Source organism: Myxococcus sp. CA056 (assembly GCF_013336715.1).
Taxonomy (GTDB): domain Bacteria; phylum Myxococcota; class Myxococcia; order Myxococcales; family Myxococcaceae; genus Myxococcus; species Myxococcus llanfairpwllgwyngyllgogerychwyrndrobwllllantysiliogogogochensis.
In genome coordinates this window covers 1-14,291 of record NZ_JABUMT010000019.1, presented here as the reverse complement: position 1 = coordinate 14,291, position 14,291 = coordinate 1, and the positions used below count along the sequence as shown (strand labels likewise).

Below are 14,291 nucleotides of genomic sequence, written 5' to 3'. Positions count from 1 at the left end.
GCCGGGTCGAGAGGCAGGTAGGCGGCACCGGCCTTGAGGGTTGCCCAGAGGGCGACGACCATCTCCGGCGAGCGGCGGAAGTACAGGCCCACCCGTGAGCCTCGCCCCACACCCAGGTCGCGCAGCGCGTGGGCGAGCTGATTGGCGCGGGCCTCCAGTTCACGGAAGGTGAGCTGAGCGTCGCCCATGGACACGGCGAGCGCGTCGGGAGAACGAGCGACGGTCTCCTCGAAGAGGGCGTGGACGGTGGTGTGAGCGGGGAAGTCCGCGCGTGTGTTGTTCCACTCCACGAGGACGCGGTGCTGCTCGGCCTCGTCCATGAGCGGAAGGGACGCGACGGGGGCATCCGGCTGTTCCACCGCCGCGCGGAGCAGCGTGAGGAAGTGGGACGCCAGTCGAGAGATGGTGGCCGCGTCGAACAGGGCCGTGGAGAACTGGAGCGAGCCCTGGAAGCCCGCCGGCGTCTCGCTGAGGGAGAGGTCGAGGTCGAACTTCGCGACGGCGTTGTCGAAGTCGACGGGAAGGACGCGCAGGCCGGGCAGCTCCAGGTCCCCCATGGGTGTGTTCAGGAGCGAGAAGAAGACCTGGAACAGGGGAGAGAAGCCCAGGCTGCGCTCGGGCTGCAGCTCCTCGACGAGCTTCTCGAAGGGCACGTCCTGGTGCTCGTACGCCTCCAGCATGGAGGCGCGCACCTGGGCGAGGAGCACTCGGAAGGAGGCCCGCGAGTCGATGCGCGCGCGGATCACGAGCGTGTTGACGAAGAAGCCGATGAGGGGCTCGGTCTCCGCGTGGTTGCGGCCGGCGATGGGCGAGCCGACGGTGAGGTCGTCCTGCCCGGAGTATCGCGAGAGCAGGAGTTGGAAGGCCGCCAGCAACGTCATGAAGGGTGTGGCGCCTTCACGTTGGGAGAGCGCCTTGACGGCCTCGGAGAGCCGCGCGCCGAGGGAGAGCGGATGGGACGAGGCCGTGCGCGATTGAACCGCGGGACGCGGCCTGTCGGTGGGCAGCTCCAGCAGCGCCGGAGCCCCCTGGAGGTGCTTCTTCCAGTAGTCCAGCTCCGTGCGCAGCGCCTCGTCGCGCAGCCAGCCGCGCTGCCAGGCCGCGAAGTCGGCGTACTGCACGAGCAGAGGAGGCAGTGCGGCAGGCACGCCGGACAGGTGCGCCGCATAGAGCGCGCCCAGCTCGCGCACCAGCACCCCGGTGGACCAGCCATCCGAGACGATGTGGTGGACGGTGAAGAGCAGCAGGTGCGCGTGCTCCTCCAGTTGGACGAGGCAGAGGCGGAAGAGGGAGTCCGAGGTCAGGTCGAACGGGCGAGCGGACTCCTCCAGGGCAAGGCTCCGCTCCTCGAAGGAACGGGAGGTCGGGTCGAGGTGACGGAGGTCGATGCACGGAATGGTGACGGGAGCAGCCGCGCGGACTCGCTGAAGGGGCCGACCGTCGACGGAGGCCGTGAAGGTGGTGCGCAGCACTTCATGTCGTGCGACGACCTCGGAGACCGCGCGCTCGAGGGCGGCGACGTTCAGGGTGCCTTCGAGGCGCAGGGCGATGGGGATGTTGTAGAGGGCGCTCCCCGGTTCGAGCTGGTCGATGAACCACAGTCGCTGCTGTGCGAAGGACAGCGGCAAGGCCTCGGTGCGAGGCATGGGCGTCAGGGGAGGTGCCTTCGAGATGCCTCCACGCGAACTCGCGTCGATGCGCGCCGCGAGGGACGCGACAGTGGGAGCCTCGAAGAGGGCTCGGAGGGGCAGCTCGACCTGGAAGGCCGCGCGAATGCGCGAGGCGAGCTGGGTGGCGAGGAGCGAATGGCCGCCGAGCGCGAAGAAGGAGTCCTCGGCGCCGACGCGCTCGATGCGCAGCAGCTCCGCCATGAGGGCGGCCAGCGTGCGCTCGGTGTTGGTGCGAGGCGCGACGTAGGTGTCGGTGAGAACAGCGTCGGGGGCTGGCAGGGCGCTTCGGTCGAGCTTGCCGTTGGCCGTGAGGGGCAGGGCCTCCAGCGGTACCAGGACGGCGGGCACCATGTACTCGGGCAGCCGCGCCAGGAGGAACGTGCGCAGGGCCGCGATGTCCACCGTCTCGCTGGCGACGACGTAGCCCACCAGGTGCTGGTTGCCCGGCGAGTCCTCTCGAACCAGCGCGACGGCTTCACGAACGTCGGCGTGCGCGAGGAGCGCGGCTTCGACTTCACCCAGCTCGATGCGCTGGCCGCGCAGCTTCACCTGGAAGTCGAGGCGGCCGAGGTACTCCAGGGTGCCGTCCGCGAGCCAGCGCGCCTTGTCTCCGGTGCGATAGAGGCGGGCGCCAGGCTCGATGCTGAACGGGTCCGGGATGAACCGCTCCGCGGTGAGGTGCGGGCGGTGGAGGTAGCCGAGCGAAAGCTGGGCACCGGCGAGGAAAAGCTCGCCCGGGACCCCCGTGGGGACGGGCTCGAGGAGCGCGTCGAGGACGTAGGCCCGCGTGTTGGAGACCGGCCTGCCGATGGGAATGGCCGCGCGAGACTCCGACGGTGAGGCGAGGGCGAACGTCGAGTCGATGGTGACTTCGGTGGGGCCGTAGAGGTTGACGAGCAGGGCCCTGGGGAGCGTGGCGTGGAGGCGGCGCGCGAGTTCGGAGGGCAGGGCTTCGCCGCCGCAGAAGAGGAAGCGGAGGTGGGAAGCCGCGCTCGCAAGCCCTTCCTCGTCGAGGAGGAAGCGCAGCAGGGAGGGGACGAGCTGGAGGACGGAGACGCGGTGTCGCAGGACGCTGGCCAGGAGCGCGGCCGGGTCGCGGTGAGCGTCGGTGGGAGCGATGACCAGGGGGAGTCCCGCGAGGAGCGGCGCCCAGATTTCCCAGACGGAGGCGTCGAAGCTGAGCGGCGTCTTGAGGAGAACCCTGTCGCCGGGCAGGAGCGGGAAGGCGGAGAGCAACCACGCCATGTGGTTGGCGAGGGCCTGATGCGAGACGAGCGTGGCCTTGGGCTGGCCTGAGGACCCAGAGGTGTAGATGAGGTACGCCGGGCTGGAGGGAGCCACGGCCACCTCGGTGTCGAAGCGTCTCTCGCCGTCATCCCCCTGCGCGCCCCACTGCGGGTCGAGGGAGATGACGGTGGGGCCCTCGGGCAATGTCGCCCGGAGGTGGGGCTGGGTGAGGAGCACCGGGGGCGCGGCGTCCTGGAGCATGACGGCCAGTCGCTCACGGGGATAGGCCGGGTCCAACGGGAGCCACGCGGCGCCCGCCTTGAGGATGGCGAGCAGGGCGACGGGCAGCTCGAGTGAGCGCTCCATGAAGACGGCGACAAGGGAGCCCGGACGGACACCTGTCTGGAGGAGCCGGGCGGCGAGACGGCTGGCGCGGGCCTCGAGCTGGGAGAAGGAGAGGGTGCCATCATCCGAGATGACCGCGGTGGCGTGCGGCATGAGCCCGGCCCACACGGAGACCTGTCGATGGACGGGGCTGTCGAGCGGGAAGTCGATGCCGGTGTTGTTCCACTCGACGAGGAGGCGCTGCCGCTCGGCGGCGTCCATGAGCGGCAGGGAGGAGACAGGCACCTCCGGCTGGGCCACGGCGGCGCGGAGCAGGGTGAGGAAGTGCGTCGCCATCCGCGCGGCGGTGGCCGTGTCGAAGAGCGCGGTGGAGAACTGGAGCGCGCCCTCGAAGCCCGTGGGGGACTCGGAGAGGGTGAGGTCCAGGTCGAACTTGGCGAGCAGCCCCGTTGGCGCGAGCGGGCGCAGGCTCAGTCCGGGAAGGTCCAGGTCGCCGGTGGGCGCGTTGAGCAGCGAGAAGGTGACCTGGAAGAGCGGAGAGAAGCCGAGGCTGCGCTGAGGCTGCAGCTCCTCCACGAGCTTCTCGAAGGGCACGTCCTGGTGCTCGAACGCGCCGAGGGTGGAGTGCTTCACCTGGGTCAGCAGCTCGGAGAACGTCACGCGCGGGGCCACCCGGGCGCGCAGCACCAGGGTGTTGACGAAGAAGCCAATGAGGTCCTCCGTCTCGGCGCGGTTGCGTCCCGCGATGGGCGAGCCGACGACGACATCGTCCTGCCCGGAGTAGCGCGCGAGCAGGAGCTGGAACGCCGTCAGCAGCGTCATGAAGGGCGTGGCGCCATGGCGCTGCGAGAGCGTCTTGATGGACTCGGACAGCTCGGCTCCGAGGGAGACAGGGTGAAGCGCCGCCTCGCGTGAGGACAGCGCGGCACGGGGCCTGTCGGTGGGCAGCTCCAACAAGGGGGGCGCGCCGGCCAGTGCGTCACGCCACCACGCGAGTTGCTCCTCCAGGGCCGCGTCTCGCAACCAGCCGCGCTGCCACACGGCGAAGTCCGCGTACTGCACGGCCAGCTCCGACAGAGGAGACGGAAGGCCCTCGCGGAAGGCTGCGTACAGGGCGACCAGCTCGCGCACGAGGACGCTCATGGACCACGCGTCGGCGACGCCGTGGTGCAAGGTGACGAGCAGCACGTGCGAAGTCGTGGCCCGCCGCAACAGCGTGGCGCGCAGCAACGGGCCGCGTGCGAGGTCGAACGGGCGCAGGGCCTCTTCCGACGTCAACCGCCGCATCTCGCGGTCCCGCTCCTCGGGCGCGAGCGACTCCAGCCCCACCACGGGCAACGGGAACGGCGCGGCCGGGTGGATGCGCTGGATGGCCTGTCCGTCCACGGCGCCGAAGGTGGTGCGCAGGGACTCGTGGCGCCGTTGCAGCTCGGTGAAGGCGCGCTCCAGCGCGGTGACCTCCAGCGGCCCCTCCAGCTCCAGGGCCGTGGGGATGTTGTAGAGCGAGCTGCCGGGTTCGAGCTGGTCGATGAACCACAGCCGCTGCTGGGCGAAGGACAACGGCAGGTCTCCCGTGCGCGGCGCGGGAGTCAGCGCGGGGGCCTTCAGGGTGCTCGCGCCGGCCTGGGCCAGCGTGTCCAGCCTCAGGGCCAGCCGCGCCACGGTGGGGGCCTCGAAGAGCTCGCGCAGGGGCAGCTCGACTCCGAAGGCGACCTGCACGCGCGAAAGGGCCTGGGTGGCCAGCAGTGAGTGGCCACCCAGCTCGAAGAAGTCGTCATGCACGCCGACGCGCTCGACGTGCAGCAACTCCTGCCACAGCGTGGCGAGCCGCGACTCCGTCTCACCTCGGGGCGCGACGTACTCCCGGACCTCGGTCTCGCCCGTGCCTTCGGGCGGAGGCAGGGCGTTGCGGTCCACCTTCCCGTGGGCCGTGAGCGGCAGCGCGGGCAGGACGGCGATGGCGGAGGGCACCATGTGCTCGGGCAGCCGCTCCTTGAGCGCCGCGCGCAGCGAGGCCGGGTCGACCGACTCGTCCTCCTCGGCCACGACGTAGGCCACCAGCCGGGTGAGGCCGGGAGCATCCTCGCGCACGACGGCGACGGCCTCGCGCACGGAGGGGAGCCGAGAGAGGACGGACTCCACCTCACCCAGCTCGATGCGGAAGCCGCGCAGCTTCACCTGTGAGTCGAGGCGGCCCAGGTATTCGAGCGTTCCATCCGTGCGCCACCGCGCCCGGTCTCCGGTGCGGTAGAGCCGCGCCCCGGGCACTCCGGAGAGCGCATCCGGGATGAAGCGCTCGGCGGTGAGCGAGGGCTGTCCCAGGTAGCCTCGCGCCAGACCGACGCCACCCACGCACAGCTCGCCGGGCACGCCGACGGGCTGTGGACGCAGCGAAGCGTCCAGTACGTACACCTGGAGGTTGGCCCAGGGGCGACCGATGGTGAGGACCTGTCCGGCCGTCAGCGGCTCGGTGATGGACGCGCAGACGGTGGTCTCGGTGGGGCCGTACGCGTTGAGGAAGCGCACGTGTGGTGCCCAGCGACGCACCAACTCCGGCGTGCACGCCTCGCCCGCGGAGACGAGCGTCTCCAACGAAGGGAAGTCCTCGGGCGACAGTTGCGCGAGGACCGAGGGGGTGAGCGTCACCGCGGTGATGGACTCATCCCGGGCCAGCGCACGCAGGGGTGCTCCGGGCAGGAGTCGCTCACGCGGCGCCAGCACGAGGGTGGCACCCGAGAGCAACGCGCCGAAGAACTCCCAGACCGATGCATCGAAGCCAGCGGAGAAGAACTGGAGGACGCGGCTTCCAGTGCCGAGCCCCATGGCACGGCCTGTCTGGAGGGCCGTGTTGCACAGGCCCCGGTGCTGCAGGAGCGTGCCCTTGGGCCTGCCGGTGCTGCCGGAGGTGTAGATGATGTACGCGAGGTTGTCGGCGGTGGTGGCCGGCTCGGGCGCGCGGGTGGGCTGTGCGGCGATGAGGTCCGCCTCGGCGTCGAGCAGGACGAGCTGCTCGCTCCCCGCCGGGAGTTCGTCGGCGATGGCCTCGGTCGTGACGAGGACGGGCGCCGCGCAGTCGCGCAGCATGAACGTGAGGCGCTCGACGGGATAGCTGGGGTCGAGCGGGACGTAGGCTCCGCCCGCCTTGAGGATGCCGAGGATGGCGACGGCGGTGTCGAGCGAGCGCTCCACGCAGAGGGCGACGGGCACATCCTCGCGGACGCCGAGGCCCCGCAGGTGGTGCGCGAGCTGGTTGGCGCGGGCGTCGAGCCGCGCGTAGGACAGCTGCTGGCCCTCGAAGCGCACGGCGATGGCGTCCGGGGTGCGAGTGGCCTGCGCCTGGAAGAGCTGGTGCGCGCCGACGTCACGCGGGAAGTCGCGCGCGGATGCGTTCCAGTCGACCAGGAGCTGGCGCTGCTCCGCCTGGGCCATGAGGGGCAGGTCGGAGATGGGCGTGCCGGGGTTCGCCGCCGCGGCCTCCAGCACCACGCCGAGGTGACGCACGAGCCCATCGATGGTGGCGGCCTCGAAGAGGTCCGTGCGGTACTCGCAGGTGCACTCCAGCCCGGCCTCCGTCTCGACGATGGCGAGGGTGAGGTCCAGGCGCGAGGTGCCGGACTCCGAGAACTCGGGGCGCAGCGTGAGGCCGGGCACCTCCAGCGCCGCGGCAGGCTGGTTCTGCAGCACCAGCTTCACCTGGAACAGGGGCGTATGGCCGAGGCTGCGCTCGGGGTTGAGGGCCTTGACCAGCTCCTCGAACGGCAGGTCCTGGTGCGAGTGGGCGCCCAGCGTGACGTCGCGCACCTGGGCGAGCAGCTCACGGAAGGTCATCCCCGGCGTGGTTCGCGCGCGCAGGGCGAGCTGGTTCACGAAGAAGCCGATGAGGCCCTCCGTCTCCACGCGGTTGCGGTTGGCGATGTCCGTGCCGACGACGATGTCCGCCTGCCCCGAGTACCGCGAGAGGACGAGGTCGAAGCCGGCCAGCAGCGCCATGAAGAGGGTGGTGCCCTCACGGCGGGAGAGTGCCTTGAGCGCCGTTGCCAGCGCGCGAGGCAGCGTGCGGGTGAGGGTGGCGCCCTGGAAGCCCTGGATGGCGGGCCGGGGGAAGTCCGTGGGGAGTTCGAGGAAGCGGGGCGCACCCTGGAGGTGCTCCCGCCACCAGGAGAGCTGCGCGTCGAGCGCCTCGCCCTGGAGCCAGCCGCGCTGCCACGCAGCGTAGTCCGCGTACTGGATGGACAGCTCGGGCAGCGGAGAGGCGTGTCCCGCGCGGAACGCGGCATAGAGCGCGGCGGACTCGCGAACCAGCACGTCGACGGACCAGCCGTCCGAGACGATGTGATGCAGGGTCAGCAGCAGGACGTGCCGCGACTCGGAAAGACGCAGCAGCGTGGCGCGCAGCAGCGGCCCGCGAGTGAGGTCGAAGGGACGCCGCGCCTCTTCGCGAGCGAGGCGCCGGGCTTCCGCTTCACCTTCATCGACGGGGAGCGCGGAGAGGTCCACGCGAAGCAGCGGAACAGGGGCCGCCGGATGGATGACTTGAACCGGACCCTCGCGGAAGGTGGTGCGGAGCACCTCGTGGCGGCGCACCAACTCGGTGAAGGCGTGCTCCAGCGCGGGGACGTCGAGAGTCCCTTCCAGCCGGAGGCCCACGGGCATGTTGTAGAACGGGCTGTCCGGCTCCAGCTTGTCGAGGAACCACAGGCGTTGCTGGGCGAAGGACAGGGGCAGCTCGCCCGAGCGAGAGACAGGCTGAAGCGGCGGGGAGTAGCGCTCCACCGCATGAGTCGAGGACTCGAGCCGGCGTGCGAGCTGCGCGACGGTGGGCGACTCGAAGAGGACGCGCAGCGGGAGCTCCACCCCCAGCACGGAGTGGATGCGTGAGACGATCTGCGTGGCGAGCAGGGAGTGGCCGCCGAGCGCGAAGAAGCTGTCCTCGACCCCGACGTGCGCCACGTCCAGCACCTGCTCGAACAACCGCGCGAGCTGCTCCTCCGTCCGTGAGCGCGGCGCGGTGTAACGAAGGACAGAACCACTCTGGGCCGGCGTGGGGAGGGCCTTGCTGTTGAAGGAGAGAAGGACCTGCTCGAGTTCCTCTCCCGTCAGCAGGGAGATGGAGGCGACGCGTGCCTCCGGAGCAGCCATCAGCGCCTGGAGCGCCACGCCCCAGTGGTGCAGGAGGCGCTCGGGGATGGATGGCGCGAAGCGCGCGGCGTCGAACAAGAGACGCAGCTCCAGCGAGTCCCCGGGAATGACGTACGCCTCCAGCGGCGTGTCCGTCTGGTCGAGGATGGTGAAGTCGCGGATGCCCAGCGCTTCTCCGGCGGAATTCACCGCGGCATCGACGGGGAAGTTCTCGACGATGAAGAGGGATTCGAAGAGGGGCGTGCCACGCGGCACGTCGCTCCACCCGTGTAGACGCACGAGGGACGTGTGCTCGAACTGGCGCAGTTCCAGCTGCTGGGTGTGGAGCTGCTGGAGCCAGGAGAGCGTGGTGGTGTCATCGTCGACGAAGACGCGGACGGGCACGGTGTTGATGAAGAGCCCGATGGCGCGGTCGATGCCGGAGACATCGGCGGAGCGACCCGAGGTGGTGGCGCCGAAGAGGATGTCCTTCTCACCGGTGTGCCGTGAGAGCACCAGCGTCCAAGCGGCCTGGACCAGTGCATTGAGGGTGAGGTGGTGCTGGCGGACGAAGGCCTGGAGGTCGGTGGTGGTCTGCGCGGGCAGGTGGAGCTGGAGTCGCTGACGCTGGAGCACCGAGTCCGGGCTTCGGGGAAGCGCACCCGGCAGGGGCGTGGGCGCGGTGAAGCCACGCAGCGTCTTGCGCCAGTAGCGCTCCGCGGGTTCCATCGGCTGGCGTTCGAGCCAGGTGATGTAGTCGCGGAAGGTCGTCGCTTCACGCCGGATCCACACCAGTCCCGCGCGAACCTGCTCGTAGGTGGCGAAGAGGTCCTGGAAGAGGAGGCCCATGCTCCAGCCATCCATCAGCATGTGATGCATGGTCCCGAGAGCGCGCCAGGCGTGCTCATCGGTGCGGATGACCGTCAGTCGCAGCAGCGGTGGCGTGCGCAGGTCGAACCCACGAGCGCGGTCCTCGGAGAGGAGGGCCTGGAAGCGGGACTGCTGCTCTGCTTCCTCCACTCCGCGCCAGTCGAGTTCCTCCCAGGGCAGGGCAGCACCGGGGTGGACGAGCTGAAGGGGCTCCTGTGAGCCACCCGTGAGGAAGGACGTGCGCAGCAGGGGCTGTCGCTGGATGACAGCCTCCCAGGTGCGCCGGAACGCCCCCAGGTCCAGGGCGTCACCGAAGGTCCACGTCAACTGGGTGACGTAGACGCCGGAGCCCGGCGCGGCGAGGGTGTGGAAGAGCATGCCCTGCTGCAAGGGCGACAACGGATAGAGGTCCTCCACCGGAGTGCCTGCTGTGACGAGACGGTCGGCGATGGCCTGCTTCAACCGGCTCAGGACGACGTCCGTGGACTCGTGCCACTTCGAGTCCGTCGACGTGCGCAGGGTGAGCGCGAGCAGCGCGGCGTCCGACTGCTCGGCCCAGGCGCCGCCCTGGAGCTGTACCACTCGGGCCAGGGCTTCCAGCGTCGGGTGTTGGAAGAGCTGCTGGGTCGTGAGCTGGACGCCCGCGTTGCGTGCGCGGGAGACAATCTGGATGGAGAGGATGGAGTCGCCACCCAGCGCGAAGAAGTTGTCATGTCGCGTGACGCGCGGCACGCGCAGGGCGTCGGACCAGATGGCGGCGAGGACCTTCTCCTGAGGTGTCCTCGGCTCGGAGTCGTCGGCGACGGCGGACTGTGGACCCCGGCTCTGCGGCGCGGGGAGGGCCTTGCGGTCGACCTTGCCATTGGGCGTGAGTGGCAGCGCGGGCAGGGCGACGAAGAGGGACGGCACCATGTGCTCGGGCAGGTGCCGTTGGGCGAAGTCGCGGAGCGCGGAGGAGTCGAGCGCGAGGCCGGGCTGAGGGACGAGCCAGGCGACGAGGCGTCCATCACCAGAGGCATCGAGGTGGACGCCCGCGACGGCCTGGAGGACGGAGGTGTGGCGTGAGAGGACGGCTTCGACTTCGCCCAGTTCGATGCGGAAGCCGCGCAGCTTCACCTGGAAGTCGGCGCGGCCGAGGAAGTCGAGGGAGCCGTCAGGGCGCCAGCGAGCAAGGTCACCGGTGCGGTAGAGGCGCGCGCCAGGGATGCCGGAGAAGGCGTCGGGGAGGAAGCGCTCAGCGGTGAGGTCGGGGCGGCCGAAGTAGCCGCGCACGACACCTTCACCAGCGATGAAGAGCTCGCCGGGCGAGCCGATGGGGCAGGGCTGGCCGGAGGCGTCGAGGACGAAGAGACGGTTGTTGGCGAGAGGCGTCCCGATGGAAAGGGTGGAAGCCCCTTCGTCGGAGAGCGAGGACGGGTGAGACGAGGACCAGACGGTGGTCTCCGTCGGGCCATACATGTTGAGCAGGGAGGAGTGGGGGAGTGCGGCGCGAAGCTGGGAGGCGAGAGGGCCGGGAAGCGCCTCACCGCCGACGAGGAGGAAGCGGAGGGACGCGAGCGCGCCGAGTGACTCGTGCGCGAGCACCCGGGCGCGAGCGAAGGACGGAGTGCACTGGAGATGGGAGACGGGGTGGCGGCGGAGGACCTCGGGCAGCGTCAGCGCGGTGCCGAGGCGAGAGGCGGCGCGCTCGTCATGGAGGACGACGTGGAAGCCTCGGCAGAGCGTCCAGAGCAACTCCAGGACGGAGATGTCGAAGGAGATGGAGGTGACGGCGAGCCACGTGCCGGGAGAGGTGCCCAGGCGGTCATCCATGGCCGCGAAGAAGTTGGCGGCGGTGCGGTGAGGCACCATGACGCCCTTGGGCCGGCCGGTGGAGCCCGACGTGTAGATGACATACGCGAGGTTTTCGGCGTCCGCGTTGCCGGGAGTCCGCGCTTCCTCGTCGCCCGTCTCGTCGAGAAGGAGGACCTGGGCCTCCGATGCAGGCAGTGAGTCGAGGAGGTGGCGTGAGGTGAGGACGAAGGGCGCGCGAGAGTCCTGGAGCATCCAGGAGAGGCGGTCCGAGGGGTAATCAGGGTCGAGAGGAACGTACGCGCCGCCCGCGTGGAGGATGGCGAGCATGGCGGCAACCATGTCGGCGGAGCGCTGGACGAAGAGACCGACGGGGGCGTCCGGGCGGAGGCCGAGGGACTGGAGTCGGTGGGAGAGACGAAGGACGCGCTGGTGGAGGTGGCGGTAGGAGAGCGAGACGTCACCGAAGGACAGCGCGGTGGCGTCGGGGGTGAGCGCGGCCTGTGCCTCGAACTGGAGGTGGAGGCACGAGGAGTCGAACTCGCGCGAGGACGCGTTGAAGGAGCGAAGGACCTGCTCGCGCTCCTCTCCCGTCACCAGGGAGAGGGCCCCCAGGCGTGAGTCGGGACTGGAGACAAGGGCCTGGAGCGCGATGCTCCAGTGGCGCAGGAGGCGCTCGGGGGTGGAGGGCTCGAAGCGTGCGGCGTCGAAGAGCAGGCGCAGCTCCAGGGCGTCCCCGGGGATGACGTACGCCTCCAGCGGGGTATCGGCCTGCTCACGCGCGCTGAAGTCGCGGATGCCCAGCTCGGCGCTGGCCGAGTTGACGGCGGCGTCGACGGGGAAGTTCTCGACGATGAAGAGGGACTCGAAGAGGGGCGTGCCACGCGGCACGTCGCTCCACCGCTGGAGATGGGTCAGCGGCGTGTGCTCGAACTGGCGCAGCTCGAGCTGCTGGGTGTGGAGCTGCTGGAGCCAGGAGAGCGCGGTGGCGTCTTCGTCGACGAAGATGCGAACGGGCAGCGTGTTGATGAAGAGGCCGACGGCGTGTTCGATGCCGGCGACATCGGCGGAGCGACCCGACGTCGTGGCGCCGAAGAGGATGTCCTGCTCACCGGTGTGACGTGAGAGCACCAGCGTCCATGCGGCCTGGACCAGTGCATTGAGGGTGAGGTGGTGCTGGCGCACGAAGGCCTGGAGGTCCGCGGTGAGTTGCGCGGGCAGCCAGACATTCAGGTGCTGACGCCGGAGCACCGAGTCCGGGCTTCGGGGAAGTGCACCGGGCAAGGGCGTGGGCGCGGTGAAGCCCCGCAGTGTCTTGCGCCAGTAGAGCTCCGCGGGCTCCAGGGACTGGCGCTGAAGCCAGGCGATGTAGTCGCGGAAGGACGTCGACTCACTCTCCGCCGGGAGTTGGCCGGAGCGGACCTGCTCGTAGGTGGTGAAGAGTTCCTGGAAGAGGAGTCCGAGGCTCCATCCATCCACGATGAGGTGGTGCAGCGTCCAGAGGACGCGCCACGCGCGCTCATCCGTGCGGATGACCGTCAGCCGCAGCAGTGGTGGCGTGCGCAGGTCGAAGCCCCGAGCACGGTCCTCGGAGATGAGGGTGTCGAAGCGGCGCTGCTGCTCGGCCTCATCCACGCCGCGCCAGTCGTGTTCCTCCCAGGGGAGGGTGGCCTCCGGGTGGACCCACTGGAGGGGCTGGTCGGCGCCCTCGGCGACGAAGGACGTGCGCAGCGAGGGCTGCCGCTGGATGACGGCTTCCCAGGTGCGACGGAAGGCGGTCATGTCCACGGCGCCGCCGAAGGTCCACGCCAACTGCGTGACGTAGACGCCGGAGCCCGGGGCCGTGAGGGTGTGGAAGAGCATGCCCTGCTGCATGGGCGACAGCGGATAGAGGTCGTCCGCCAGCGCCCCCGCGGGCAGCACCCGGTCGAGCACCGACTGGGACAGCTTCGCCAGCGGGAAGTCGGTGGGCGTGAAGCGACGGGCGTCGTCGGAGTCTCGGTCGTCGATGAGCCGCCGCAGCGTGTGCAGGCAATGGTCGGCCAGGGACTGGATGGTCTCTGGCCGGTGCGCCGCCTGGCTGTACGTCCACACCAGGGTCAGTCGGCCCTCGAAGACGTAGCCGTTTATCTCCAGCAGGTGGGAGAGCGCGGCATTGGGAGCGCGCAGGGCACCCAGGGGCTCCCGCGTGGCGGTGAACGGATTCAGCGCCGAGTCGTCACCGGCGGACTGATGGAACTGGCCCAGGTAGTTGAAGAGCACCTGGGCACGAGGCAGCGCGCGGAGGTGCTGGGCCTGCTCATCGTCCGACAGGTGGCGCAGCAGGCCGTAGCCGAGTCCCTTTCGGGGAAGGCGCCGCAGCGAGTCCCGCACCGCGCGCAACCGGTCGCCCAGGCTCGTCGTCCCCGAGACGTCCAGCGTCACGGGATACAGCGTGGTGAGCCAGCCCACCGTGCGAGACAGGTCCACGTCGTCGGAGAACGGCTCGCGGCCATGGCCCTCCAGCTCCACACGCAGGCGCGGCTGGCCCATCCATTGTGTGAGGCTGTCGGCCACCGCCGTCAGCAGCACATCGTTGATGTGCGCCCGCCACGCAGCCGGTGTCTCCTGCAACAAGAGCCGCGTCTGGGCTTCGTCCAGGGAGACTTCCACCGTGCGAGAGGAGGCCACGGAAGTGGCACCGCCAGCGCCATCCCTGGGAAGGACAGGAGCCTCGAGTCGCCCCTCCTCCAGCCAGTACGTCTGCTCACGCACGACCTCCTCGGAGCGCGCGAAGTCACTCAGCTTCGAGGCCCAGGCCTTGAAGGACGTGGACCTGGGCGACAGCGCCACCGGGCGGCCCTGTCTCGATTGCACATAACCCGCGCCGAGGTCCTCCAGCAGCGTGCGCCAGGAGACGCCATCCACGCCCAGGTGGTGCACCGACAGCAGGAGACGTGAGCCTCGCTCGGCTCCGAGGTGGAAGAGGGCGGCGCGCAGGAGCAGCCCCTCATCCAGCCTGTGGCTGGCGTGGATGCGGGAGGCTTCGGACGCCAGGGCCGCAGGCAGTTCCGCCTCGGGCACGGAGGAGAGGTCCACCTGCTCCAGGCGGACCAGGGACTCCAGGCCGGTGAACTCCTGGTGCCAGGTGCCGTCTTGCTGGTGCGTGAAGCGCAGCCGCAGCGTGTCGTGGTGGGTGACGACCGCGCGCAGCGCCGCTTCCAGGCACGGGACGTCCACCGGCTCGCTCGACGCGAGCATGAAGGCCTGGGCGAAGTGGTGCGGTTCGAG

At 70.1% G+C, this 14,291-nt stretch carries 1 protein-coding gene (running past one end of the window); it reads right to left on the bottom strand.

Annotation, left to right across the window (positions count from 1 at the left end; translation table 11 throughout):
* Window positions 1-14,291, bottom strand: part of the annotated coding region (locus tag HUA76_RS40275; protein ID WP_174463885.1) for a non-ribosomal peptide synthase/polyketide synthase (this coding region is incomplete at its 5' end). Its footprint begins 20,680 nt before the window's first position; 14,291 of its 34,971 annotated nt are in view.